The sequence below is a fragment of the Saccharothrix sabaoui genome (genome assembly GCF_051756985.1).
GTDB lineage: Bacteria > Actinomycetota > Actinomycetes > Mycobacteriales > Pseudonocardiaceae > Actinosynnema.
Window position 1 is genome coordinate 1 of the sequence record NZ_JBPKJK010000053.1, and the last position, 25,562, is coordinate 25,562.

At 72.6% G+C, this 25,562-nt stretch carries 26 protein-coding genes; 19 read left to right on the top strand and 7 right to left on the bottom strand.

The annotated features are described in order from the left end of the window. Positions 1-47 precede the first annotated feature (47 nt). Together ACR807_RS18390 and ACR807_RS18395 are read right to left on the bottom strand one after the other, a co-directional pair. Complete coding sequence (locus ACR807_RS18390) at positions 48-407, bottom strand: STAS domain-containing protein (protein ID WP_438922561.1); 360 nt, start codon at positions 405-407, stop codon at positions 48-50. 56 nt (positions 408-463) lie between these two features. Further along, entirely contained in the window at positions 464-1,552 is a 1,089-nt protein-coding gene (locus ACR807_RS18395) for a carboxylate-amine ligase (RefSeq protein WP_438922562.1), read from the bottom strand. Positions 1,553-1,642: 90 nt separating this feature from the next. Between ACR807_RS18395 and ACR807_RS18400 the strand changes: the two genes are divergently transcribed. Then, positions 1,643-2,614 carry a DNA topoisomerase IB gene (locus ACR807_RS18400; protein ID WP_438922563.1) on the top strand — a complete coding sequence of 324 codons (972 nt, stop codon included), beginning with the start codon at positions 1,643-1,645 and terminating at the stop codon, positions 2,612-2,614. A gap of 467 nt (positions 2,615-3,081) precedes the next feature. Here the strand turns inward: ACR807_RS18400 and ACR807_RS18405 are convergent, their stop codons facing one another. The 4 genes from ACR807_RS18405 to ACR807_RS18420 form a co-directional block, all read right to left on the bottom strand. Then, positions 3,082-4,005: a baeRF2 domain-containing protein gene (locus ACR807_RS18405; protein WP_438922564.1), complete on the bottom strand. Its 924-nt coding sequence runs from the start codon at positions 4,003-4,005 to the stop codon at positions 3,082-3,084. 185 nt (positions 4,006-4,190) lie between these two features. Further along, positions 4,191-4,571, bottom strand: coding sequence for a hypothetical protein (locus ACR807_RS18410; RefSeq protein WP_438922565.1), 381 nt, complete (start codon positions 4,569-4,571; stop codon positions 4,191-4,193). A gap of 46 nt (positions 4,572-4,617) precedes the next feature. Further along, positions 4,618-5,346 carry a SigB/SigF/SigG family RNA polymerase sigma factor gene (locus tag ACR807_RS18415; protein ID WP_438922566.1) on the bottom strand — a complete coding sequence of 243 codons (729 nt, stop codon included), beginning with the start codon at positions 5,344-5,346 and terminating at the stop codon, positions 4,618-4,620. After that, on the bottom strand, positions 5,343-5,702 hold the full coding sequence (locus tag ACR807_RS18420; RefSeq protein WP_438922567.1) for an ATP-binding protein: 360 nt from the start codon (positions 5,700-5,702) through the stop codon (positions 5,343-5,345). Before ACR807_RS18420 ends, ACR807_RS18415 begins: the two co-directional genes overlap by 4 nt. A gap of 225 nt (positions 5,703-5,927) precedes the next feature. Here ACR807_RS18420 and ACR807_RS18425 point away from each other — a divergent pair, with 225 nt between their 5' ends. From ACR807_RS18425 to ACR807_RS18450, 6 genes are read left to right on the top strand one after another with little or no spacing between them, the layout of a single operon-like run. After that, positions 5,928-6,713, top strand: a complete 786-nt coding sequence (locus tag ACR807_RS18425) for an ABC transporter ATP-binding protein (protein WP_438922568.1) — start codon at positions 5,928-5,930, stop codon at positions 6,711-6,713. Beyond that, positions 6,710-7,498, top strand: a complete 789-nt coding sequence (locus ACR807_RS18430) for an ABC transporter ATP-binding protein (protein ID WP_438922569.1) — start codon at positions 6,710-6,712, stop codon at positions 7,496-7,498. The genes ACR807_RS18425 and ACR807_RS18430 overlap by 4 nt, the downstream gene beginning before the upstream one ends. Continuing rightward, entirely contained in the window at positions 7,495-9,396 is a 1,902-nt protein-coding gene (locus ACR807_RS18435; protein ID WP_438922570.1) for an AMP-dependent synthetase/ligase, read from the top strand. Before ACR807_RS18430 ends, ACR807_RS18435 begins: the two co-directional genes overlap by 4 nt. Beyond that, on the top strand, positions 9,393-10,280 hold the full coding sequence (locus ACR807_RS18440; RefSeq protein WP_438922571.1) for a branched-chain amino acid ABC transporter permease: 888 nt from the start codon (positions 9,393-9,395) through the stop codon (positions 10,278-10,280). Before ACR807_RS18435 ends, ACR807_RS18440 begins: the two co-directional genes overlap by 4 nt. Then, positions 10,277-11,377 (top strand): branched-chain amino acid ABC transporter permease, encoded by a 1,101-nt coding sequence (locus tag ACR807_RS18445; RefSeq protein ID WP_438922572.1) that lies wholly within the window; start codon positions 10,277-10,279, stop codon positions 11,375-11,377. The genes ACR807_RS18440 and ACR807_RS18445 overlap by 4 nt, the downstream gene beginning before the upstream one ends. A gap of 25 nt (positions 11,378-11,402) precedes the next feature. Continuing rightward, the gene (locus tag ACR807_RS18450) at positions 11,403-12,695 is read left to right on the top strand and encodes an ABC transporter substrate-binding protein (RefSeq protein ID WP_438922573.1); all 1,293 of its coding nucleotides are present in this window, start codon (positions 11,403-11,405) and stop codon (positions 12,693-12,695) included. A 27-nt stretch (positions 12,696-12,722) separates the two neighbouring features. Here the strand turns inward: ACR807_RS18450 and ACR807_RS18455 are convergent, their stop codons facing one another. Then, on the bottom strand, positions 12,723-13,388 hold the full coding sequence (locus tag ACR807_RS18455; RefSeq protein WP_438922574.1) for an NPCBM/NEW2 domain-containing protein: 666 nt from the start codon (positions 13,386-13,388) through the stop codon (positions 12,723-12,725). Positions 13,389-13,633: 245 nt separating this feature from the next. Between ACR807_RS18455 and ACR807_RS18460 the strand changes: the two genes are divergently transcribed. The 12 genes from ACR807_RS18460 to ACR807_RS18515 all read left to right on the top strand — a co-directional run bounded on the left by ACR807_RS18460 (position 13,634) and on the right by ACR807_RS18515 (position 25,561). Next, a complete protein-coding gene (locus ACR807_RS18460) occupies positions 13,634-14,242 on the top strand; it encodes a Pvc16 family protein (RefSeq protein ID WP_438922575.1) in 609 nt (202 codons plus the stop codon). Next, positions 14,239-16,242 carry an ATP-binding protein gene (locus tag ACR807_RS18465; RefSeq protein WP_438922576.1) on the top strand — a complete coding sequence of 668 codons (2,004 nt, stop codon included), beginning with the start codon at positions 14,239-14,241 and terminating at the stop codon, positions 16,240-16,242. The genes ACR807_RS18460 and ACR807_RS18465 overlap by 4 nt, the downstream gene beginning before the upstream one ends. A gap of 217 nt (positions 16,243-16,459) precedes the next feature. Then, a complete protein-coding gene (locus ACR807_RS18470; protein WP_438922577.1) occupies positions 16,460-17,194 on the top strand; it encodes an eCIS core domain-containing protein in 735 nt (244 codons plus the stop codon). A gap of 280 nt (positions 17,195-17,474) precedes the next feature. Next, entirely contained in the window at positions 17,475-18,998 is a 1,524-nt protein-coding gene (locus ACR807_RS18475; protein ID WP_438922578.1) for a phage tail sheath family protein, read from the top strand. A gap of 12 nt (positions 18,999-19,010) precedes the next feature. Continuing rightward, positions 19,011-19,454: a phage tail protein gene (locus tag ACR807_RS18480; RefSeq protein WP_438922579.1), complete on the top strand. Its 444-nt coding sequence runs from the start codon at positions 19,011-19,013 to the stop codon at positions 19,452-19,454. Between the two features lie 5 nt (positions 19,455-19,459). Further along, positions 19,460-19,912: a hypothetical protein gene (locus ACR807_RS18485; RefSeq protein WP_438922580.1), complete on the top strand. Its 453-nt coding sequence runs from the start codon at positions 19,460-19,462 to the stop codon at positions 19,910-19,912. Further along, entirely contained in the window at positions 19,909-20,067 is a 159-nt protein-coding gene (locus ACR807_RS18490; RefSeq protein ID WP_106618461.1) for a DUF6760 family protein, read from the top strand. The genes ACR807_RS18485 and ACR807_RS18490 overlap by 4 nt, the downstream gene beginning before the upstream one ends. A gap of 2,031 nt (positions 20,068-22,098) precedes the next feature. After that, positions 22,099-22,230, top strand: a complete 132-nt coding sequence (locus ACR807_RS18495) for a hypothetical protein (RefSeq protein WP_438922581.1) — start codon at positions 22,099-22,101, stop codon at positions 22,228-22,230. 1 nt (position 22,231) lies between these two features. After that, on the top strand, positions 22,232-22,663 hold the full coding sequence (locus ACR807_RS18500) for a phage tail protein (protein ID WP_438922582.1): 432 nt from the start codon (positions 22,232-22,234) through the stop codon (positions 22,661-22,663). A gap of 4 nt (positions 22,664-22,667) precedes the next feature. Further along, on the top strand, positions 22,668-23,426 hold the full coding sequence (locus tag ACR807_RS18505) for a CIS tube protein (RefSeq protein WP_438922583.1): 759 nt from the start codon (positions 22,668-22,670) through the stop codon (positions 23,424-23,426). Continuing rightward, positions 23,416-25,230 (top strand): VgrG-related protein, encoded by a 1,815-nt coding sequence (locus tag ACR807_RS18510; protein WP_438922584.1) that lies wholly within the window; start codon positions 23,416-23,418, stop codon positions 25,228-25,230. Before ACR807_RS18505 ends, ACR807_RS18510 begins: the two co-directional genes overlap by 11 nt. A gap of 49 nt (positions 25,231-25,279) precedes the next feature. Continuing rightward, entirely contained in the window at positions 25,280-25,561 is a 282-nt protein-coding gene (locus ACR807_RS18515) for a PAAR domain-containing protein (protein ID WP_438922585.1), read from the top strand. Position 25,562 lies beyond the last annotated feature (1 nt).

Genomic DNA, 25,562 nt, shown 5'->3' on the forward strand with positions numbered 1-25,562 from the left:
CTCGCGGGAGCCGCGCCCTCCGTGTCCACGTCGCCCCGGAAACCGCCCTAGAAGCGGGCCAACGCCTCCTCGACCGAGCCGACCACGGTGAACACCGCGTCCAACCCGGTCGCCTGGATCGGCCGCACGGTCGCCCTGGTCGTGGCGACGAGCACCAGCGAGACTCCCAACGAGTCCGCCCGCTGGTTGCCCACCACCAGCGACTCCAACCCCGCCGAACCGAGGAACCGGACGCCGCCGAGGTCCACCACCACTCCTCGGGCGTTCTCGACCAGGTGCTCCTTCAGCGGTCGGGCCAGCTCGTCGGCGCTGCTCGTGTCCAACTCGCCGGACACGTGCAGCACCACAACGCCGTCCGCCGGCCTCTCGACCCGCACGGAAGCGAGCGTCGCCGCGGGATCTGGCACGCCGGTTCTCCTCTCACTCACCCGCCGCCGGTGCGGCGCGTACTTCACGGTAATACTCAACGGCCGTCGTCGACCGTCGCGGCCAGGACCAGGTCCACGAGTTCACGGGCGTCCGGTGACGCACCGAACGCGCGGCGTTGCCGCGCGGCACCGCTCCCGTGAGCGCGCAACCACTCCAGGTGATCCTCGACCAGTGACCGCGCACCCGCGTCACCGAGGGCAGTGTCACACCACCGCACCAACTCGGCCAGCAGGTCCCGGGCGGGCAGCAGCCTGCCGTCGCGCGGGTCGACGGCCAACCCGTCCACCCCGTCGCGCGACGCGCGCCAGTAAGCGGCCTTCAGCAGCAGGTCGTCCACCCGCTCCGCGTCGGCCGACTCGGCCGCGGTCCGGGCGAACGCCCTGATCAGCTCGGCGAGCACCACCGCCTCGCGGGCCGTCATCGGCACGTCGGTGACCCGGACCTCGACCGTCGGGTGCTGCTCGGACGGCCGGACGTCCCAGTAGACCATCCCCGTGTCGAGCAGCACCTCGGTCGCCTCCAGCGAGGCGACCAGCGCCTCGTACTCGGCGGCCGACCCCAGGTGCGGCGGCGGGCCGCTGATCGGCCAGCGCGACCACACGATCGAGCGCCAGCTCGCGTACCCGGTGTCCTCGGCCTGCTCGATCGGCGAGTTGGCGCTCAGCGCCAGCAGCGTCGGCAGCCACGGGCGCAGCGCGTTGCCCACCCGGATCGCCGTGTCCGCGTCCGGCACGCCCACGTGGACGTGCATCCCGCACACCCCGGAGCCGCCGATCATCTTGCGGTGCGAGTACTCCATCAACCGGTAGCGCGGGTCGTCCGTGCCCGGCGGGGGCCCGGCCGTGCCGATCGGGGGCACCGACGAGGCCATCAACCGGCACCCCGCGGCGTGCGCGGCCTTGGCCAGGTGGGTGCGGCCCAGCAGCACCTGCTCGAAGAGCTGCTCGGTGGTGTCGCACACCGGCGTCGCGACCTCGATCTGGAACGGCGTCAGCTCCCGCTGCACGTCCAACCGCGCCCCGGCGTGCTGCGCCACGGACTCGGCCAGCGGCACCGGTCGGCGCGATTCGGGGTCCACGAGCAGGAACTCCTGCTCGACCCCCACGGTCCACGGCGGTGTCATGACGGTCCACATACCCAATCGGGCGGGAATTCAACCCTCGTGTTTCGGGCCGTGACCGCCGGGAACACGCGCCGGGTGAGACCGCGCCTGGTGAGACTCCGCCGCAGCGACCCGTCGGCCCCGGGCTGGCGCCGCCGCCCGCGCGGCCGGGGGTTCAGCTACACCGATGCCGAGGGCAACCCCGTCGACGCGGAGTCCCGCGAGCGGATCGAGGCCCTCGTCATCCCGCCCGCCTGGCGCGACGTGTGGGTGTGCCCCCACCCGAACGGCCACATCCAGGCCGTCGGCACCGACGCGGCGGGGCGTCGCCAGTACCTCTACCACGAGCGCTGGCGGCAGGACCGCGACGAGGAGAAGCACGACCGGGTGCTGGCGCTGGCGCCCGCGCTGCCCGCGTTCCGGCAGGAGGTGCGGCAGGCGCTGGACGGCCGCGGCCGGACCCGCGAACGGGTGCTGGCGGTGGCGCTGGCCGTGCTCGACCAGGGCGTGTTCCGGGTCGGCGGCGAGACGTACGCCACGGACAACGGCACGCACGGCGTGGCGACGCTGCTGTGCTCGCACGTGTCGGTGCGGGGGAGGGTCGTCGACTTCTGCTACCCGGCGAAGGGCGGCATCCAGTTCACCACCGCCGTCGAGGACGCGGCGCTGGCGAAGGCGGTGCGGGCGCTGCTGCGCGGGCGGGAGGGGTCCGAGGAGCGGCTGCTGGTCGACGCGAACGGGTGGCAGGTCGGGTCGGACGACGTGAACCAGCGGTTCAAGGAGATGGTCGGGACGGAGTTCTCCGTCAAGGACATGAGGACGTGGCACGCGACCGTGCTGGCGGCGGCGGCGTTCGCCCGGGAGGGCAGGCCGGAGTCGCAGCGCGGGCGCAAGCGGGTGGAGGCGGCGGTCGCGCGGGAGGTGTCGGAGCACCTCGGCAACACGCCGGCCGTGGCGCGGAAGTCGTACATCGACCCGAGGGTCGTGCGGGCGTTCCACGACGGCGTGGTCATCCGGCCGCGGTCGGCGGAGCGCGAGGAGGTGGAGCGCGCCGTGCTGCGGCTGTTGAGGAAGAAGCGGTAGGGTCGGCGGGCTGTGAGTTTCAGGGCTGTGAGCGCGGGGCCTGAGTTTCAGGGCTGTGAGTTGCGGGGCTGTGAGCTGCGGTTACGGGCGGTGTGGGGACACGATCGGGTGATCATCGGCCCGAACATGTACGAAAACGCCGTTACCGTCATCGGTTGGAACATGAGGAAACCGGCCGACCACACCACCGTCGAACCACACGACCCGCGCAAGCCCCGCGGACCCCGCCGGAGCCGGCACCCCTGGCCCCGCCGCAGTCCCCGCAGCCGCCGAACCCGCTGACGACGACCCGCTGACGACGACCCGCCCGCCCCCCGCCCGGCTCGGGTGCCGGGGTGGTGGGAGCGGGCGGTGCGCGCGTGGTGCGTGGCGGTGGTGCGTGGTGCGCGGCGGTGGCGCGTGGCGGTGGGTAGGTAGCGGTGGTGCTCGCGGGGCCGGGCTGCTAGGAGCCCGACCGCCGCGCCGGGCTACTCGGAGAGCAGCGCCCCGACGTCCTCGTGCAGGCGGATCGCACCCCCGACCACCACGATCTCGGCCCCGGCGGCGATGGCCCGCAGCGGGAGGACCTCGTCGGCCCGGCCGCCGTCGACCTCGCGCGAGCCCACGAGGGTGTCGGTGACCAGCAGGGTCGAGACGCGGCCCGTGTCCAGGGCCCCGACCACGGCGTCCAGGCCGTGCACGGCCCGGCCGGTCAGGCGGCTCGACTCGTCGCGGAAGCGCTCGACCACCGCCCGTCGCGCGTCCTGGTTGGCGCGGCCCGCCAGGTGGAGGACCGCCTGGTCGGCCTGGCCCTCCATCTCGACCACCAGGTGGTGGTAGCGGGTGGGGAGGGCGACCCTCAGCGAGCGCCTGCCCGACAGCGGGCCGGCCAGGACGAGCAGCTGCGCGTCCAGGCGGTCGACCAGGGCGGTCGCCTCCTGGGTCACGTCGGCCACCTCGGTGGCGTCCAGGAAGCGGTCCGGGCGGCGGGCGCCGACCGAGGCCACCGCCACCGGTCGGCCGGTGGCGTCGACGCCGCGCAGGTCCGCGCCGTGCTCGTCCACCTGCACCACCACGTGCGGCAGCAGGGGTTCGGACAGGTCGATCAACGGCAGCACGTACGGCAGCCGGCCGGAGCGGGCGGTGTAGCCGGTGGGCGGGACCGGCACGTACCGGTCGACCAGCACCCGGCCGCCGCCGACCACCAGACCGCGACCGGCCAGGCCGCGCGGCGTCTCGCCGGACGTGATCGCGTTGTGCGCCAAGGCGACCAGGTACGCGTCGGCCCCCTGTGCCTGGAGCTGGTCGCGCATCGCCCGCCAGCGCAGGTCCACGTGCTCACCGACGTCCAGGAACACCGACACGAACGGCCCCTCGACGCCGATGACGCTGTTCAGGCTTTCCGTGTGCATCTGACCCTCCTGGCTTGTGGTCACCCAGGAGGTACCCCCAAGTTGCGCAGGGCAACCACTGCGACACCATCGCTCACACGCAGGTGTCGCAGTTCAGGACACGGAGGTGGGTACCTCCGCGGATGTGTGACGTCGTGGTGCGGGGGCGCGGCGGCGGGGCCAGGGGAGAAGCGGGAGAAGGGACGCTAAGGGCTGATCTTGTGCGCGCGGGCGGCTCGGCGGGCCTGCTGCTCGCACCACGCGCAGCTCTCCGCCACGGCCACCGCGGCGAAACCCACCAGCAGGTGCACGGCGTTGCCCGCGAACCCCGCGTCCACCGCCCCGCCGTCCTGCCCCACCCCGAACGCGAACACCACCAGGAACACCACGCCCAGCAGCGCCCCGATCGGCCGCACCGCCCTCGTGCTCGGCGCGCCCACCCCGACCAGCGCGCCGGTCGCCAGGTGCAGCACGCCGAGCGGCACGCGGCCGGTCAGCAGGTCGAACACGCCCCACAGGACGAGGAGCACGCCCAGGGTCAGGGCGGCGCGTTGGGGCCAGGCGAGGGTCAGCAGGCGAGCCACCACGGTGACCACCCCTTCCGGTGACGCCCCTCAGCGCTGCCGGGGCCCGCTAATCATCGAGCAAATCGCGCAGGCGGGCCAGCGATCGGCTCAACAACCGCGAGACGTGCATCTGCGAGACCCCGACGGAGTCGGCGATCTGGCTCTGCGTCATGTTCTGGAAGAACCGCAGCACGACGATCCGCCGCTCCCGCTTCGGCAGCCCCCGCAGCATCGGGTCGAGCGCGTGCTGGAGCTCGACGACCTCCAGCGCCGGGTCGTCGGACACCAGGCCCTCGGTGGTGGTCAGCTCGTCGTGCTCGTCGAGCGACAGCAGGTGGTACGCGGAGGTCGCGTGCAGCCCCTCGTACACCTCGTCCAGCTCGATCCCCAGGTGCCGGGCGACCTCGCTGGGCGTGGGGGTGCGGCCGACCCGGCGGGCCAGCTCGACCCGCGCGCCGTCGATGGCGGCGCACAGCTCCTTGAGCCGCCGCGGCACGCGCACCGCCCACCCCTGGTCGCGCAGGTACCGCCGCACCTCGCCGGTGATGGTGGGCACGGCGAACGCGAGGAAGTCGATGCCGCGCGTGACGTCGAACCGATCCACGGCGTTGATCAGCCCGACGGCCGCGACCTGGCGGAGGTCCTCCACCGACTCGCCGCGCTCGGCGAAGCGGTCGGCTATGTGCTCCGCCAACGGGAGGTGCTCGGTGACGAGCCGGTCGCGCACCTCCTGGTGCCTGCTCCCATCGGTCTTCGCCAACTCCTGGAACATCGGCTGGTAGTCCACCGCGTTCATGCCCGGCACCTCAACTCGACCAACAACCTGCCGTCCCCGTCCACCCAGGTGGCCACCGCGTCGGTCACGGAGCTGACGACCCGCCAGTACAACGAGTGGTGATCGGGAACGGTGACGGCCGATGACCGGACCTCTGCGTGAAACCGAACGGAATCACCGTCGCGGACGAACCGGCACCACAGCTCCGCGTGCGCCTGCGCCCGTGCGATGAGCGCCGTGCACGCCTCGTCGACGGCGATCACCAGGTCGATGGCCAGCGACGGCGTCGACCGGGCCATCGCGCCCGCGACGGCGCGCACGGTCGAGAGGTAGGCCGGCTTCGCCGCCATCCTGAGCTCCACGTCCGAGCCGTTCATGATGGCGAGCGCTCCCTCCCGACCCCCCGGGTCCGTCGCCGGGGGCATACCCGGCGACCAGGTGGGCTACACCCGTCCACACAGGACTGAGCAACAGAATCGAGAAAGCCGAACAGGCCGCGGTCGGGTTCATCACGGTTTGCGAACGGTGGTAGTTAACGCTGTGATCGGGGCCATACTGGCCGCCTCCCCGTCATCCCACGGAGGCATGCCACGGAGGCGCCGGTGCTCGAGGCGAACAACCTTGAGGTGGTCTACGACGACGTGATGCTGGTGCTCCGCGGCGTGAGCCTGCGGGTCCCGGAAGGGCGGATCGTCGCCCTCCTGGGCGCCAACGGCGCGGGCAAGACCACCCTGCTGCGGGCGCTGTCCGGCCTGCTCGACGTGCACGACGGCAAGGTCACCAGGGGCGAGGTCACGCTGGACGGCACGCCGATCCACCGGGCGCCGCCCGCGCGGATCGCGTCCCTGGGCGTGAAGCAGGCGCTGGAGGGCAGGCGCATCCTGGCCGAGCTGACCGTGGAGGAGAACCTCCGCGTCGGCGGGCACAGCAGACCGCGCGCGGTCAAGCGGAACCTGGAGCGCATGTACGCGCTGTTCCCCCGGTTGCGGGAGCGGCGCAAGCAGAGCGCGGGCTACCTGTCCGGCGGCGAGCAGCAGATGCTGTCGATCGGCCGGGCGCTCATGTCCGAGCCGCGCTACCTGCTGCTGGACGAGCCCAGCCTGGGCCTCGCCCCGCTCATGGTGCAGCAGATCCGCGACCTCATCGTGAAGATCAACGACGACGGCACGACCGTGCTGCTGGTCGAGCAGAACGCCACCATGGCGCTGTCCATCGCCGACCACGGCTACGTGCTGGAGACCGGCAGGGTCGTGATGGACAAGCCCGCCGCCGCGCTGCTGGCCGACGAGGACGTGCGCGAGTTCTACCTGGGCCTGCGCGCCGAGGGCGCGGTGCGGTCGTTCCGCGACGTGAAGCACTACAAGCGGCGGAAGCGGTGGTTGTCGTGAACCCCGTCCTGGAGATGACCGACGTGACGCTCGCGTTCGACGGCGTCACGGCCGTCGACGGCGTGTCGTTCCACGTCGACGCGGGCGAGCTGTTCGCGATCATCGGCCCGAACGGCGCGGGCAAGACGTCGATCTTCAACGTGCTGTCGGGCGTGTACCGGCCGGGGTCCGGCTCGGTGCGGTTCGAGGGCCGCGAGGTGCTCGGCACCCGGCCGCACCGGATCGCCGCGCTGGGCATCGCCCGGACGTTCCAGAACATCGAGCTGTTCGCCCACCTGACCGTGGTCGACAACCTCATGCTCGGCCGGCACAACCACATGCGCTACGGCGCGCTCGCCGCGTTCGCCTGGGTCGGCCGGGCCCGGCGCGAGGAGCTGGCGAACCGGGCCGCGGTGGAGCGGGTCGTCGACTTCCTCGAACTGGAGCAGTGGCGGCGGTTACCCGTCGGCCTGCTGCCCTACGGCGTGCAGAAGCGCGTCGAGCTGGGCCGGGCGCTGGCGATGGAGCCGAAGGTGCTGCTGCTCGACGAGCCCGTGGCGGGCATGAACGTCGAGGAGACCGAGGACATGGCCCGCTTCGTCAACGACGTCCGCGACGAGCTGGGCATCGCGATGGTCATGGTCGAGCACGACATGGGCCTGGTCATGGACCTCGCCGACCGGGTCATGGTGCTCGACTTCGGCAAGCCCATCCGCACCGGCACGCCCGCCGAGGTGCAGCGGGACCCGGACGTGGTGCGCGCCTACCTGGGCGAGGCGCACCGGAGCGCGGGAGGTGCGGCGTGACCGCGCCCACGACGGTCGTCACCCGCGTGCGCGACCGCGCGCACACCCACCCGGACGCGGTCGCGCTGCGCGCCAAGGACTTCGGCATCTGGCAGGAGGTCACCTGGTCGGCCTACTGGGAGCGGGTGGAGCTGGTCGGGCACGCCCTGCTGGCGCTCGGCGTCGACCCCGGCGACCGGGTCGCGGTCCACGCCGAGAACCGGCGCGAGTGGCTGTACGCCGACCTCGGCGCGGTCGCCGTGCGCGCGGTGACCGTCGGCCTGTACCCGACCAACCCGGCGAGCGAGGTCGCCTACCTGCTGTCGCACTCCGGCGCGCGGGTGCTGATCGCCGAGGACCAGGAGCAGGTCGACAAGGCGTTGGCCGTGCTCGACGCGCTGCCCGACCTGGAGCGCATCGTCTACCTGGAGCCGCGCGGCGTCCGGGGGCACTACGACAACCCGCTGCTGCTGCCCTGGGACGACTTCCTGGCCCTCGGCGCGGCGCACCGCGAGGAGCACCCGGACGCGGTGGACCGGCGGATGCGCCAGGTGGAGCAGGACGACGTCACGACGTTGATCTACACCTCCGGCACCACCGGGCCGCCCAAGGGCGCGATGCTGACCGTCGCCAACGTCGAGTTCGCGGTGAAGACCCTGGTCGAGGGCGGCGGGTTCACCTCGCCGCCGCCGTCGCCGCGCGACCTCACGCTGTCCTACCTGCCGCTGTGCCACGTCGCCGAGCGCATCTTCACCACCTGGTTCAGCGCCTCGGCCGGCATCCAGGTGCACTTCGCCGAGTCCATCGAGACGGTGCAGGCGAACCTGCGCGAGGTGCAGCCGACGATCCTGTTCGCGGTGCCCCGCATCTGGGAGAAGGTGCTGGCGTCGATCACGATCAGCGCGGCGAGCGCCACCCGGCTCAAGCGGGTCACGACCCGGTTCTGGCTGGGCGTGGCCGGCCGGCTCGGTGACGCGCTGGTCCGCAACGGCGGCCGGCACACGGCGGCGACGCGCGCGTGGTACGCCGTCGGCTGGGTCTTCTGCTACCGGGCGCTCAAGACGCGCATCGGGATGCGGCACGTCCGCTACGCCGCGTCCGGCGCCGCCCCCATCTCGCCGGAGGTGCTGCGGTTCTTCATGGGCATCGGCGTGCCGGTGCACGAGGTGTACGGGATGACCGAGAACAGCGCGATCGCCACCGGCAACCGGCCCGGCCGGGTCAAGGTCGGCACGGTCGGCGAACCGCAGCCCGGCGTGGAGCTGCGCATCGCCGACGACGGCGAGATCCAGACCCGGCACCCCGGCGTGTTCGCGGGCTACTGGCGCGACGAGGACGCCACCCGCCGCGCCACGACCGACGACGGCTGGCTGCGCACCGGCGACGTCGGCGAGTGGGTCGACGGCACGCACGTGCGCATCACCGACCGCATGAAGGACATCATCATCACCGCCGGCGGCAAGAACGTCGCCCCCTCCGAGGTCGAGAACGCGCTCAAGACCTCGCCGTACGTCAAGGAGGCGATCGTGCTCGGCGACCAGCGCCCGTACCTCGTGGCGCTCATCGGCATCGAGCACGACACCGTCGGCCACTGGGCCAGGCAGCGCAAGCTCGCCTACACCACCTACCGCGACCTCGCGGAGAAGGACGAGGTGCGGGAGTTGGTGCGGGGGATCGTGCTGGAGGTCAACGAGCGGTTCGCGTCCGTCGAGCAGGTCAAGAAGTTCCGGGTGCTGCCCAAGGAGCTCGACCACGAGGACGGCGAGCTGACCGCGACGCAGAAGGTGAAGCGGTCGGCGCTGGCCAAGGTCTACGGCGACCTCGTGGAGGACATGTACCTCGGCGGGACGGGCGCGGGCCGCACCGACGCGGGCCGCACCGACGCGGCGGGGCGCGCCGACGCAGGGGGGCGCTCGTGAGCGAGTTCCTCCAGTCCCTGGTCCGGGGCCTGGGCACGGGGTCGATCTACGCCCTGCTGGCCGTCGGGTTCGTGATCATCTACAAGTCGACGCGGGTGATCAGCTTCGCCCAGCCCGCGTTCATGCTCGCGGGCGCCGTGCTGGTCAGCTACCTGTCGGCGGACCTCGGGTTCTTCGTGGCCGTGCCGCTCGCCGCGCTGCTCATCGCCGTGCTGGCGCTGGGCGTGGAGCGGACCGTGCTGCGGCCCATGATCGGCAAGCCGGTGTTCGTGGTCGCCATCATCACCATCGGCGTGGACGTGGTGGTGCGCGTGGTCACCAACGCGTTCATCGGGCTCGACGTGCGCCAGGTCGGCGACCCGTGGGGCCTGGACACGGTGACGCTGCTCGGCGTGGACGTCCAGCAGCGGTACCTGGTGATGTTCGGGACCACCGTCCTCGTGGTGGGCGTGCTGTTCGCGTTCTTCCGCTTCTCCCGGGTCGGGCTGGCCATGCGCGCCGTCGCCCACGACCAGGAGGTCGCGCTGGCGCAGGGCATCTCGGTCGGGTCCGTGTTCGCCCTGTCCTGGGCCATCGCGGGCGGCCTGGCGGCGCTGGCCGGGGTGTTCGTCGCCACCGGCGCGGGCGTCGACCAGCAGCTGTGGATCGTGGCGCTCAAGGCCCTGCCCGCGATCATCCTCGGCGGCCTCGACTCGCTGGGCGGCGCGGTGGTCGGCGGGCTGGCCGTCGGCGTCGTCGAATCGCTCGTCGGCACCTACCAGGACGGCGCCGCGCCGTGGCTGGGACCGAACTTCGCGCTGGTCGCGCCGTACGTGCTGATGCTGGTCGTGCTGCTGGTGAAGCCCTACGGGCTGTTCGGCAGCCGGGAGGTGGAGCGCCTGTGAAGGGTCGTCCGGAGCTCTACACGTCCTACGCGCAGGACACCGCGTTCCTCAACACCCGGCCCAAGCGGGCGTGGACGGGGGCGCTGGTGGCGTTCGCGCTGCTCGTGCCGTTCCTGATCACCGACGACCTGCTGATGCTGCTCGCCACCGGGTTCGTCGCGGCCATCGGGGCGATCGGGCTCAACATCGTCACCGGCTACGCCGGGCAGGTGTCGCTGGGGCACGCGTTCTTCCTCGCCATCGGCGCCTACACCGGCGCGGCGCTGTCCGGCGACCCCGACGGGCGGGTCCTCGGGTTCGGCGTCACGTCGCTGCCCGTGTGGCTGCTGGCGTCCGGGTTGGTGGCGGGGCTCGCCGGGCTGGTCGTGGCGCCGCTGGCGGTGCGGCTGCGCGGGCTGTACCTGGCGATCGTCACGCTCGGGCTGGTGTTCCTCGGCGAGCACGTGTTCCGCGAGTGGACGTCGCTGACCGGCGGGCCGGGCGTGGGGCGGCCGGCGGCGGTGCCCGAGCTGTTCGGGGTGCGGCTGGACCGGCCCTCGGAGTTCTTCACCGGGCCGCAGCAGCTGTACCTGCTGATGTTCGTCCTCCTGGTGGTCTTCGCCGTGCTCGCCCGCAACCTGGTGCGGTCGCGGATCGGGCGGGCGTTCGCCGCGGTGCGCGACCGGGACCTCGCGGCGGCCGTCATCGGCGTCGACCTGTCCCGCTACAAGGCGCTGGCGTTCGCCGTGTCCTCCTTCTACGCCGGCGTGGCGGGCTCGCTGCTGTTCGTGGTCAACGGGTTCTTCGACCCCGGCTCGTTCGGCCTGCTGCTGTCCGTGCAGTACATCGCCATGGTGCTGATCGGCGGCGCGGGCACCATCTCGGGCGCGATCATGGGCGCCCTGTTCATCACGCTGCTGCCGCGCGTCACCCGGGAGCTGCCCGCGGTGCTGCCGTTCATCAGCTCCGACGCGACCGGCGCGGTCACCGTGTTCCAGGTCGAGGCGGTCCTCTACGGGCTGCTGATCGTGGTGTTCCTGATCGTCGAGCCGCGGGGCCTGTTCGGCATCTGGGTGCGCGTCCGCAACTACTGGCGCACCTGGCCTTTCTCGTACTGACCTCGTGTTGAAGGGTGGAGATGGGATGGCAAGGCACAGAGCGGTGCTCTCGCTGGTGTCGGTGGTGGCGCTGGCCGCCGTGGCCTGCCGCGGCGGCGACGGGGGAGAGGCCGTCGAGGGCAAGGGCGGCATCAAGGTCGACTTCGGGGTGACGTCCGAACCCTGCGAGGACACGGGCCACCCCGACCGCGGCTGCATCTACCTCGGCACGATCTCCGACCTCACCGAAGGGCCGTTCAAGACCCTGGCCGTGCCGATCACCGAGTCGCAGAAGGCGTTCTGGAAGCGCGTCAACGACCAGGGCGGCATCGGCGGCTACGACGTGGACGTCACCACCCACGTGGCGGACAACAAGTACAACCCGCAGATCCAGAACCAGGTGTACCAGGAGATGAAGGGCAAGATCCTGGCCATCACCCAGACCCTCGGCTCGCCGACGACCGCCGCGATCCTGCCCGACCTGGAGAACGCGCAGATGGTGAGCGTGCCCGCGTCGTGGACGTCGCTGTGGGGCCACGAGGAGGTCGTGCTGGAGTCCGGCGCGAACTACTGCGTGGAGTCGATGAACGCCGTCGACTACGCCGTCGACGAGCTGGGCGCGAAGAAGGTCATGGCCGTGCACCTGCCCGGCGACTACGGCGACGACGCCGCGGCGGGTGTGGAGATCGCCGCTGAGAAGCGAGGCGTGCAGTTCGCCGACGCGGTCACCCAGACCGGCCAGGACAACCAGGGCGGCGCGATCGACGCCGTGCTGGCCAACCAGCCGGACGTGGTCGTCCTGACCACCGGGCCGACCGACGCGGCCGTGATCATCGGCCAGACCGCGGCCCGCGGCTTCAAGGGGAAGTTCATCGGCACCTCGCCCACCTGGAACATGGGCCTGATGCAGAGCCCCGCCGCGCCCGCCATCAAGGCCCTGTACCTCCAGTCCGCGCCGTGGAAGTCCTGGGCCACCGACACCCCGGGCCACCGGGCGCTGCGCGAGGCGCTGCCGTCGGTCACCCCGAACGACGGCTACACCGCGGGCTGGGTCTGGGCCTACCCGCTGAAGGCGGCGCTGCAGAAGGCCGCCGAGAACAAGGACCTGACCCGCGCGGGCGTGCTGAACGCCGTGCGGCAGCTCGACTCCGTCGACTACGAGGGCATGCTGCCGCAGGGCGCGGGCAAGTTCACCGGCACGCCGGACGAGTCGACGTTCCGGCAGACGCTGATCTACAAGCCGGACGAGCAGGCGGCCACCGGCGTCGGCCTGGTCGAGGACTTCTTCACCGGCCCCACCGCGGAGGGCTTCACCTTCGACAAGCCCTGCTACCAGTAGTCCCCGCGTCGCCCGACCGGCCCGGCGTCACCCCGACGCCGGGCCGGCGCGCGTCAGCGACGGGTCCGCCCACACGCCGATGCGCTCCGGTCCCGGGCAGCCGCCGCCGTCGGCCGCGGTCGGTTCCACGCCGATGGTCAGCCGGCTCGCCCCGGTGACGACGACGTCCACCCGCTGCGGGGTCATGCCGACGTCCGGGACCTCGCCCACCCGCCGGCCGTCGGCCAGCACGTAGAAGTCGAGCGCCTTGGTGACCGGTGAGTCGTCCGAGATGGCGACCCGCGCGGTCAGTCGTTCGTATTCACCGCCGATCGCGAACTCCAATTGCGCCGAGGAGCACCACGCGCCGGTCGCGGAAATGGACTTTCGGTGCTCCACCCCGCTCACCCGCGCCGTCGCGACCTTCCACGGGCTTTCCGCGTACGCCTCGTCGATGGACGTGCTGCCGACGGGCGTCAGGTCGGCCAACCAGGTGGTGCCCGGCCCGGCGACGGGGTCCGGGACCGGCTCGGACGACGCGGTCACCGGCTCCACGACCGGGGGCGGCGGGAGTGCTGCCTGCGGGGACGGCGGGAAGAGGTCCCACCGGCCGATCACCACCCCCACCACCAGGACCGCCACCCCGGCGGCGGCCAGCCCCACCACCGTGCCGGTCCTGCGCGGGCGTGCTGTCCGTGAGTCCTGACCGTCCACGGGAACAATCCCTTTCAGGCGAAATACGTGAATGGTGTTCGCGCCAGTGCGACGTGGTCCAGGTGCGCGTCGCGGCACCATAGCACCGCACCATTCAAGATCGGCACGGATCGCCGCGAATTCGGCATTTCGCAATTACCGCATTATTGCGGCGCGCGTTCTGCCCTTCCGGGCAGTCGGCGCTGCCCGCAGGATCGCCGGCCCGCCGGTGCCGCGACCGGGGGCCTCCCGGTCATCGTGGGAGCGTGATCCACGAGGTCGACGAGGCGCTGCGGCGCATGGTGCGCGACGAGGCGTTGCGCGGCACGGACGTCGAGGTGGCGTTCGAGGCGCCCACCAAGGACTGGGCCGCGCGCCGCAACGCGCCCACCGTCAACGTCTACCTCTACGACATCCGCGAGGACCTGCGCCGGCGCCAGCGCGGCCTGCTCAACGAGTACGAGGCCGGTCAGGTCGTGTCCCGCCGCGCGCCGCCCCGGCACATCAAGCTGTCCTACCTGGTGACGGCGTGGACGCAGCGGTCCGAGGACGAGCACCGGCTGCTGTCGGAGCTGCTGTTCTCCTTCCTCGGGCACGAGGCGGTGCCCGCCGGGCTGCTCACCGGGTCGCTGCGGGACCTCGGGCTGCCCGTGCCGCTGACCGTGGCCCTGCCGCCGCCGGAGGACCGGGCGTTCGCCGACGTGTGGACCGCGCTGGGCGGCGAGCTGAAACCGTCGCTGGACGTCGTGGTCGCCGCACCCGTGGACGCGGGCCGCGTCGTCGCCGCCGGCCCGGCCGTCGAGGCGGGCGTCCGGCTCGCCGTGGGCGGCGACACCGTCGCCCACCGGCCGTCGATGCTGCGCAGGCGCGCGTGAACACCGACAGCCTGCCCCACCTGTTCGCCCGGCTCGCCGTGCTGGAGCGGCGCATCCGGGACGCCGTCGCCGCGCGCCGCGACACCGACCCCAACCCCGACGACCCGTTCCGCGGGCTGTACCTGTCCGACGAGGCGATCGACGCGCTGCTGGCGACCCGCCGCGAGCCGTTCGTGCCGTTCCAGGCGACGGCGGCGTCCGGCCGGCTGGGGCGGCTCGCCGACACCGCCGGGCTCACCGGCCTCGACGTGGAGCTGCTGCTGGTGGCGCTCGCGCCGGACGTGGACAGCCGGTTCGAGCAGTTCTACGGCTACCTCAACGACGACGTGACGCGCCGCCGCGCGACCGCGGGCCTGGCGCTGCGGCTGTGCGGGCTGCCCGAGGCGTCGGCGGCCGGCCGGGCGCGGCTCGACCCGTCGTCGCCGCTGCCCGCCGCCGGGCTGCTCGCCGTCGAGGACCGGGACCGGCCGTTCCTGTCCCGGTCGCTGCGCGTGCCCGACCGGGTGGTGAACCACCTGCTCGGCGACGACCGGTCGGACACGGCGCTCGCGGGCGTCGCGAAGGTCGTGGAGGAGGTCGACGGCAGCGTGGACGTCGGCCCGCTCGTGCGGGCGTTCCGCGCCCACGTTCGCCTCGCCTACCTGAGGGAACGACCGGGTGGCGGTGCGCGGGAGACGGCCGCGGCGGCGTTGCGGCACGCCGGGTTCGCCGTGCTGGAGGTCGACGCGACCCGGCTGCGCGCCGAACCCGACCGGCCGGCGCTGACCGCCGCCGTGCTGCGGGAGGCCGTGCTGCGCCGCGCGGGCGTCGTGCTCGGGCCCGTGGAGGACGAGGCACCGCCCGCCGACCTGGCGCACCCCGCCGTGCCGCTGGTCGTGTTCGGTCCCGGCGCGTGGGACCCGCGCTGGAACGCCGACCCGCCGCTGCTGCACGACGCCGCGCCGCTGCCCGTCGCCGTCCGCGCCGACCTGTGGCGGGCCCGCCTCGCCGGCCGCCTCGCGCCCGGTGTCGACCCGGCCGCCGCCACCGCCCACTTCGTGCTCGGCCCCGGCCAGATCGACCGCGCCGCCCGCGCCGCCTCGGTGTCCGCGCTGGTCGACGGCGGTGTCGTCACCACCGACCACCTGCGCGCGGGCGCCCGCAGCCAGAACGCGGCCGGCCTCCAGCGCCTGGCCCGGCGCATCGAGCCCGCCGTCGGCTGGGACGACCTCGTGCTGCCCGCGCCCGTGGTGGGCCTGCTGGGCGAGCTGGCGGCCCGCGCCCGGCACCGCGACCGGGTCCTCGACGAGTGGCGGATGCGGCCGGGCGGCGGGCGCGGGCGCGGCGTCACCGGCCTGTTCGCGGGCGACTCCGGCACCGGCAAGACGATGTCCGCCGAGGTCGTCGCCGCCTCCCTCGGCCTGGACCTCTACACGGTGAACCTGGCGACCGTCGTCGACAAGTACGTCGGCGAGACGGAGAAGAACCTGGAGCGGATCTTCACCGAGGCGTCCGGGGTGAACGGCGTGCTGCTGTTCGACGAGGCCGACGCGATCTTCGGCAAGCGGTCCGAGGTGCGCGACGCCCACGACCGGTACGCCAACATCGAGAGCGCCTACCTGCTCCAGCGGATGGAGACCTTCGACGGGATCGCCGTGCTGGCCACGAACCTGCGCGCGAACCTCGACGAGGCGTTCACCCGCAGGCTGGACGTGGTGGTGGACTTCCCGCTGCCCGACGAACCGCTGCGGCGGCTGCTGTGGGACCGCTGCCTCGGCGCGTCCGCGCCGCGCGCCGAGGTCGACCTGGGCTTCCTCGCCGCCGCGTTCGAGCTGGCCGGCGGGCACATCCGGTCGGCCGCGGTGACCGCCGCGTACCTGGCCGCCGAGTCCGGGCGGCCGGTGGGCATGGCCGAGGTGGTCGGCGCGGTGGCCCGCGAGTACCGCAAGCTCGGCCGGCTCGTCGGCGAGCGCGAGTTCGGCCGCTACCTGGGGATGGCGGCGGAGGGGGCGACCAGGTGAGCGTCACGCGCGGGCACCGCGCCCGCGAGGGCGTCGAGTTCCGCCGCCGCCGGCGCCGTCAGCGCCGCCGACGCGCGCGCCGGCGAGGCCCGCCGCACCGTCCGCTACCGGGGCTGCCGTGAGCTGCGCGTCCGGGCGGCGAGCGCTGCCCCCGCGGTCCTGTCCGGGGCCGCGCGGGAGGGGCACGATGGGAGCGGTACCCCCGAGGGGAGGCGACATGCACGGCCACGAGCACGAGCTGTCCGGCGAGGGCGCGTCCCGCCCCCGGGGCGACCGCGCCGAGCGCGACGACCACGACCTGATGGGCCGCGCCGCCGCGGCCGGGCGACCGGACGTGCTGGGGCCGGCCGGGATGCTGGGCCTCCAGCGGGTCGTCGGCAACGCGGGCGCCGCCACCGTGGTCGACGAGTCGCCCGTGCACGCCGTGGTGAACTCCGCCGGCGCGCCCCTCGACACCGGCGTGCGCGAGGACATGGAGACCCGGTTCGGCCACGACTTCGGCGACGTCCGCGTGCACACCGACGGCGCGGCGCACGACTCCGCGAAGTCCGTCAACGCCCAGGCCTACACGGTCGGCTCGGACATCGTGTTCCAGCGCGACCGCTACGACCCCGGCTCCCCCGAGGGGCAGCACGTGCTCGCGCACGAGCTGACCCACGTCGTGCAGCAGCGCGGCGGACCCGTGGACGGCACCGACGCGGGCGGCGGCGTGCGGATCAGCGACCCGTCCGACCGCTTCGAGCGCGAGGCGAGCGCCACCGCCGACCGCGTCATGGCCGACCGCGCCGCGGCCGAGCCCGCGCCCGCCCCCGCGCCGGCGGCGCAGCGGGTCACCGAGCCCGTCCTCCAACGGGACGAGGCCCCGGAGGAGGAAGGGGAGCAGGCGGCGGCGCAGACCTGCGTCGCGCCGCCGTCCGTGCAACGGGACGAGGACGAGGCCGAACCCGAGTAGACCCCGCCCCCGCCCCCCGCCCCCCGCCCCCGACCCACGACGCCGGCCACGCCCACGCGGCGCGGTCGGCGTCGCGCTGTCCCCGCGCCCGCGCCCGTGCCCGTGTCCGTGCTGTGCCCGGTCGTGGTGGTCGCGGGCCTGCCGGCTGCACGTTCGGGCAGCGATCGGCACACCCCCACACAGCCGGGCGACCGTTCCGGGCACCGCCGGACCGCGAGCACCATCGTCACCACGGCCGATCCGGTCCGGTTCCCGCACGACAGCACTTGGGAGGCAACGGATGCCCACCTATCTCTCGCCGGGGGTGTACGTCGAGGAGGTGGAGGCCGGCGCCCGGCCCATCGAGGGCGTGGGCACCGCCGTCGCCGCCTTCGTCGGGTTCGCCGCCCGAGGCCCGTTCAACACGCCGACGCTCGTGTCCAACTGGGCCCGGTACACGCAGGTGTTCGGCGACTTCGTCGAGGACTGCTACCTGGCGCAGTCGGTGTACGGCTACTTCCTCAACGGCGGCACCAACTGCTACGTCGTCCGCATCGGCGGGGAGAGGACGAGCGCGAACGGCGCGCCGCCCGGGGGCGCGCAGGCCGCGCTCGGCGCGTACCGGGTGACGCCGAAGAAGGAGCTGGGCGCGGCCGAGATCACCGTCGAGGTCGCCGACCCCACCGGCGAGAACCCGCCCGACGACCGGTTCACGCTGCTGGTCAAGCAGAACGGCAAGGTCGTCGAGACGCACAACGTGACCACCAAGCGCACCAAGGAGAACGTCGTCACCGTCGTGCAGGAGAAGTCGAACCTGATCACGGTCGAGGAGACGCAGTCCACCGCCCCCGCCCGGCCCGACAAGGGCAGCGTGACGCTGGAGGAACCGCCGGCCGCCGCGCCCGTGCCGCGCAGGATCGCCGCCGACGACTACGTGGGCGACGTCGCCGACCGCACCGGGTTCGGCGGCCTGGAAGCCGTCGAGGAGATCACCGTGGTCGCGGTGCCCGACCTGATGTCGAGCTACCAGCGCGGCGCGATCACGCTGGAGTCGGTCAAGGCCGTGCAGCTCGCGGTGATCGCCCACTGCGAGCTGATGGGCAACCGCCTCGCCCTGCTCGACCCGCCGCCCGGCCTGACCCCGCGGCAGGTCAAGGACTGGCGCCTCGACGACGCGGGCTACGACTCCAAGTACGCCGCCCTGTACTACCCGTGGGTCAAGGTCTTCGACCCGGCGAGCGACGACCACCTGCACATCCCGCCCAGCGGGCACGTGGCGGGCGTGTGGGCGCGCACCGACGGCACGCGCGGCGTGCACAAGGCCCCCGCCAACGAGGTCGTCCGCGGCGCGGTGGCGCTGGAAACCCAGCTGACCAAGGCCGAGCAGGAGCTGCTCAACCCGATCGGCGTCAACTGCGTGCGCTCGTTCCCCGGCCGCGGCATCCGCGTGTGGGGCGCGCGCACCCTGTCGTCCGACCCGGCGTGGCGCTACCTGAACGTGCGGCGGCTGTTCAACTACCTGGAGGAGTCCATCCTCACCGGCACCCAGTGGGTCGTGTTCGAACCGAACGACGACGCCCTGTGGGCCCGCATCCGGCGCACCATCAGCGCGTTCCTGGTCACCGAGTGGCGCAAGGGCGCCCTGTTCGGGCTCACCCCGGACGAGGCGTTCTACGTCAAGTGCGACCGGGAGACCAACCCGGCCGAGTCGATCGACCTCGGCCAGGTCGTCTGCGAGGTGGGCATCGCACCGGTGAAGCCCGCCGAGTTCGTGATCTTCCGCCTGGCGCAGGTCTCCGGCGGCACCAGCCTGGTCAACGAGTAAAGGCGGTTCGTGATGGCACTTCCCGACCTCGACACGTCCGTCGGCCACTCGTTCGGCCTCGAAGTCGACGGCGTCGCGATCAAGCAGATCAACGAGGTGTCCGGCCTCAAGATGGAGCAGGACGTCATCGAGCTCAAGCAGAACACCGCGGACGGCAAGTACGTCATCAAGAAGCTCCCCGGCCGGCCGAAGGCGGGCGAGGTCACCCTCACCCGCGGCCTCACCGGCGACAACAGCTTCGAGAAGTGGGTGAAGGACGCGCACTTCGGGAAGATGGCCAGCGCCCGCAAGGGCGGCGCGATCATCGTCTACGACTACGAGGGCCAGGCGATCAAGCGGTACAAGCTGACCAACGCGTGGCCCAAGTCGCTGGAGATCGGGTCGCTGAAGGCGGGCGACACCAGCGTGCTCACCGAGAAGCTCGTCGTCACCTACGAGATGATGGAAGTCGAGTAGACGCCGTGCGCAGGGTGATGGCTCCCGGTCCCGGTCCCGGTCCTGTTCCCGTTGGCGCCGCACCGCCGCCCCCCTCCCCGGTGGAGGCGATGCGGACGGAGTTCGCGTTCGAGCTGCCGCGCGGGTACGTGGACGACGCGGGCGTCGTGCACCGGTCGGGCGTGATGCGCCTGGCCACCGCGCGGGACGAGCTGGTGCCGCTGCGCGACGACCGGGTGCGCGAGAACGCGGCGTACCTGACCGTCGTGCTGCTGGCGCGGGTGGTCGTGCGCATCGGGTCGGTGACCGACGTGCACGCGGGCGTCGTGGAGAACCTGTTCGCCTCGGACCTCGCGTTCCTCCAGGACGTGTACCGGCGGGTCAACAGCGAAGGCCACACCCGTGCCGCGGTGGCCTGCCCCGAGTGCGGGCACGGGTTCGGCGTGGACGTCGCGGGTGGTCGCCTGGGGGGATCGTGACGTACGCGGCAGACCGGCTGCACGAGGAGGTCGCGTACGTGGCGTACCACTTCCACTGGTCGTGGGACTCGATCCTCGACCTCGAACACCCCGACCGGTTGCGGTACGTGGCCGAGATCGCCCGTATCAACACGAGGATCAGCCAAGGGCGGTGAGGGCTCATGTGGCCGTGGCGAAGGACTCCGGTTCCCCCGGCGCCGCCGGTTCGGCCGGTTTCGCCGGTGCTCCCGGTGCACCGGGCGGAGTGGCGTGCGCTGCCGCCGATCCAGCGCGTGCTGCCGGAGCACCCGTTGGTGAACCCGGTGGAGCGGTTCACGTCGTCGCTGACGTCGTGGCACTCCCCGTCCTACCTGGCGCCGCTCGTCCACCGGGTGTCGGCGGACGAACCGTCGGGCGTGATCGGCGGACTGGTGCAACGCGTGGTCGAGGACCGCGCGGTCCCGTCGGCGGACATGCCCCTGGCCCGCCGACAGGCGACAAAGCCGAAGCGCTCGCTGTCACGATTGTTCAGAGCAGGAATCGTTCAACAATCCCCACCCTCCTCGCCCCCCGACCGCCTCACCCCCGAGAACCCCACCGAAGACACCGCCGCGCCGGACACCATTCCCGCCGCGCCGGACACCATTCCCGCCGCGCCGGACACCATTCCCGCCGCGCCGGACACCATTCCCGTCGCGCCGGACATCACCCCCGCCGCTCGGATGAGTTCCGCCGGCGTTCCGAAGAATCCGTCGACTCTCCCGGTCAGCAGACTGGCCGACCCTCCCGCCGCACTTCCCGGCGCATCGGCCGAAAGCACAGCGGACACTCCCGTTCCCACGCCTGCGCCGACCGAAGTGTCGAGCGGGCACCCAGTCACCGTGCCGCCTCCCACTCCTGCCGAACCCCGGGTTGAGGCACCTCCCGAGGTGAGCGGATCGGTGGAGGAGGTCGCACCGAAACCCCTTGCCGCTGCCGGGCGTCCGACCGGCCTGGGTGCTCCGATCGTGCCGTCGAGGGCGCGTGGCGAGGTGACCGGTACGGCGGTCGGCAATCCGGCTTCGGTTTCAGCGGTCCAACGGCACGTCAAGGAAACCAGTGCCGCGCGGCCCGCGACCCGCGATCTCCCGCCGGTCGATCAGCCCCCAGTGCGCGGAGAAGCTCCAAGCGAAATGACCGCGAGTGAACAGCCTGTGGGGGAGAGGACTGCAAGCGAGGAGGTGGAGGAGGAAATGGCTGTGGGTGAAATGGCGACTGTGGGTGAAATGGCGATGGGCGTGGTGCAGCGACACATCGACCTCACCTTGGACTCCGGTTCCAGCTCCGGCCTCGCCTCCGACGACAGCCCCAACCCCACTCCCGACCTCGCTCCCAGCCCCACTTCCAGCCCCAGCCCCACTTCCAGCCCCAGCCCCACTTCCAGCTCCAGCCTCGCCTCCAGTGCCGGCTCCAGAACTGGTTCCGGCCTTGCCTCCGATCCTGGCCCCAGCCTGAGCCCCGCCTCCGGCCCCAGCCCTGCCTCTAGCCCCAGCCTCACTCTCAGCCCTGCGCCTGCGCCTAGCCTCGATCTCAGTCCCAGCCCCGGTCTCAACTCCGGGCTCGGTTCCGGCTTCGCCCCCGACCCCGACCCCGACCCTGGCTCCGGCTCTGTTCCCAGCCCCGGTCTTGGCTCTGCCCCTAGCCTCGGGCTCGGTTCCGGTCTCATTTCCGGCTCCGGTCTCAGCCTCAGTCGTAGCTTCGACTCTGGCTCTGGGGTTAGCCCCAGCCCCAGCCCCAGCCCCGGTTCTGGTTCTGGTTCTGGTTCTGGTTCCAGCCTCGACTCTCACTCCGGCCCTGGCCTCAGTTCTGGTTCTGGCTTTCTGCCTGGTGCCGGCCCCGGCTCCGGTCCCAGCCCTGGGCTCACCCTTGGCCGTAGCACCGGTCCTGGCTTCGAGCCCGACCGCGGTTCGTCGGGCATTGACCTGGGAGCGGCCACCAGCGCTGGTCCCCGGCGGGTGAGTGGGTTGGGGCACCCCGTGGTCCGGGCTGTTCCCCAGGTGGTCGAACCTCGGCCTGTCGGGGAGGCCGTGGCCGTGGCCGGGGTCGTGCAGCGCGTGGTCGACGTGGTGTCGCCTGTGGTCGCCCGGGTGGACGAGTCGTCGGAGCCGACACCGGCTCCGGCTCCGACGCCAGCACAGACACAGACACAGACACAAGCACCGGCTCCCGTGCCGGAGGCGGCAGGCGTCGGGCACGAGGAACTGCTGAAGAAGCTCTACGACCCGCTCGTGCGGCGGCTCAAGGCCGAGTTGTGGATGGACCGCGAACGACGCGGCCTCGTGACGGACAGGTGGCGGTGAGATGGCCGGGGTGGAAGAGGCGGTTGCCGTGTGCTTCGTCGTGCGCATCGACGACGAGAACCTCGGCTCCTTCGACAGCTGCGACGGGCTCGGCGTCGAGTTCACGCTCGAACAGCGCGAGGAGGGCGGCAACAACGGCATGGTGTGGCAGTTGCCCACGCGCATCAAGTACTCCAACGTGAAGCTGTCCCGCCCCGTCACCAAGGACAGCGACAAGGTCATCCGCTGGATCGCGGGCATGGCGGCCGGCATCGCGCGCAAGACCGCGGTCATCGAGGCGCGCACCCTCGAAGGCACGGTCATCGCCAGCTGGGCGCTGTCCGGCGTGGTGCCGGTGCGGTGGAGCGGGCCGCAGCTGTCGGCCGACTCGCCGAAGGTCGCCACCGAGACCATCGAACTCGCCCACCACGGCTTCCTGAGCACGGCGAGGTGACCCGGTGGCCTCCCCGATCACCTTCACGTCCGCCGGCTCCGCGCGGGCGACCAGCTACGCCGCCCCGACGAACCTCCAGAAGGCCCAGCTGAGCGTCCACCGACCGCCCAAGGCGGGCGGCGCGGCCAAGCCCGGCGACCTCATGCACGAGATCACCTTCCAGTTCAACCCGAAGGAGCTGTCGCTCAGCAAGAACGCCAAGTGGGAGCGCACGCCCCAGCCGAACGTGCCCAAGTCCGGCACGCCGGAGTTCAAGGGCTCCGACCCGTGCAAGCTCACCCTGGAGGTCTTCCTCGACGCCACCGAGAAGATGGACGACGGCGTCGTGACGAAGGTCGAGAAGCTGTTCGAGTGCTGCGTGCCCACCGAGGAGAGCCGCCGGCACGGCAAGGGCTCGCCCCCGTGGGTGGTCTTCAAGTGGGGCGGCATGACCGGGTTCCCGGCGTTCGTCGCGAGCGTCAGCGCCAAGTACACCCTGTTCACGCCCGCGGGCGTGCCGGTGCGGGCCACGTGCACGGTGAACCTGGAGGAGATCTCCGGCGAGCAGGGCGGCCAGAACCCGACGTCGGGCGCGCTCGCCGCCCGCGACTCGCACGTGCTGGTCTCCGGCGACACGCTCCAGTCCGTGGCCTACAAGGCGTACGGCAACGCCGAGCTGTGGCGGGAGATCGCCGAGGCCAACGACATCGACGACCCGATGCGGCTGCGGCCCGGCACGCGGCTGCTGGTGCCCGCCCTGGAGGAGGTCCGCGGTGCCCAATGAGACCTTCGCGAACTCGCTCGTCGTCGAGGTCGGCGGCGGCCCGCTGCCCGAGGACGTCAAGGGCCTGCTCACGCACGCCTACGTCGACGACAGCCGCAACCTGCCGGACGTGTTCGTGCTGCGCTTCCGCGACCCCGGGCACGTCGTGCTGGGCAAGGCGGGTTTCACGGTCGGCGCGAAGGTCGTGCTGAAGGTGCAGAGCTCCGACCCGGGCGCGCCGACACCGCTGTTCACCGGCGAGGTCACCGCGGTCGGCGTCGAGTTCGACGCGCACGGCACGTTCACCGAGGTCCGCGGCTACGACCTGGCGCACCGGCTGTTCCGGGGGCGCCGGGTCGTCTCCTACCCGAACATGACGGTGGCCGACGTCGTCCGCAAGGTCGCGCAGCGGGCGAACATCCCGGTGGGGCAGGTCGACGACGTCAAGGGCTTCGGCCGGCCGCACACCCAGCTCAGCCAGGACGGGGTGAGCGACTGGGAGTTCCTGGCGCGCCTCGCCGCGCTGGTCGGCGCGCAGATCGCGGTGCCGGACGGGAAGCTGGAGTTCCAGCTGCCGGAGAAGCCCGCCGGCGCGCCCGGGAAGAACGCCAAGGCCAAGCAGAACCCGCTGGTGCTGGAGATGCACCGCACGCTGCTGTCGCTGCGCGCCGCCGTCACCGCCGCCGAGCAGGTCCCCGAGGTGGAGGTCCGCGGCTGGGACGCGGAGAACAAGGAGGCGGTCGTGGCGACCAGGCCGCCGGTCGCGCTGGGCACCGAGGTCACCGGTGTCGACCCGGTGGCGCTGGGCGGGAGGTTCGGCGCGCCGCGGTTCCTGGCAAACGGCCCGCACCGCACGCAGGCCGAGGCGAACGCCGTGGCGCAGGGCCTGGCCACGCAGCTCGGCGGGGCGTGCGCGGAGCTGGCGGGCGTGGCGCGCGGCAACCCCGCGCTGCGGGCCGGCACGGCGGTGGCGCTGACCAACATCGGCGAGCCGTTCTCCGGCAAGTACACGCTGACCAGCACCCGGCACCTGTTCGCCGAGCAGGTCGGCTACCAGACGGAGTTCACCGTGTCCGGCCGCCAGGAGCGGTCGCTCTACGGGCTCGCCAACGGCGGCCCGACCGGCGCGCCCGCGCGCGGCCTGGTGCCCGCCGTGGTCAGCGACGTGCGCGACCCGGCGAGGACCGGCCGCGTGAAGGTGACGTTCCCGTGGCTGTCGCCGGACTTCACCAGCGGCTGGGCGCGGACCGTGCACGGCGGCGCGGGCAACGGCTACGGGGAGCTGGTGCTCCCCGAGGTCGGCGACGAGGTGCTGGTGGGCTTCGAGCACGGCGACTTCGACGCGCCGTACGTGCTCGGCGGCCTCTACAACGGCAAGGACGCGCCGCCGACGCTGACGAAGGAGCCGGTGGACGGCAACAGCGGCCGGGTCGTCACCCGCGCGTTCGTCTCCCGCGAGCACCACAAGGTCGAGTTCGTGGAGGACGAGGGCATCGTCGTCTCCAGCGGCGACGGCAGGTTCGTCGTCAAGCTCGACCAGAAGAACCAGGTCATCGAGGTGACCAGCGGCAAGGCCGTGGTGATCAGGGCGCAGGACGGCGTCACGATCGACTCCGGCGCGGGCCCGCTGGAGCTCAAGGGCCAGAGGATCACCGCGACGGCGCGGACCGACGTGGCCATCGAGGCGGGCGCGCGGCTCACGGCGTCCGGTCAGGCCGGGGTGAAGGTCGAGGGCGCCACCGTGTCGGTCGCGGGCCAGGGCCAGGCGGAGCTGACCGCGAGCGGTCCGGTGACCGTGCGCGGCGCGCTCGTGCGGATCAACTGACGGATCGACAGGCGGATCGACCCGCGGACCAACGGAGGAGAGGTGCGACGTGCCACCAGCGGCGAGGGTCGGCGACCCGACCGGGCACCCCGGCGTGCTCGCGCCGCCGGGCGTGCCGACCGTGCTCATCGGCGGCGTGCCGGCGGCGACCGTCGGCGGCCTGCACACCTGCTCGTTCCCCGGACTGCCACCGCACCCGCCGACGCCCGTCCTGCCGCCGGGCTGCCCGACGGTGCTGATCGGCGGCCGACCCGCGGCCCGGGTGGGCGACCTGGCGGCCTGCGGCGCGCCGGTCGTCCTGGGCTTCCCGACCGTCCTGATCGGAGGGTGAC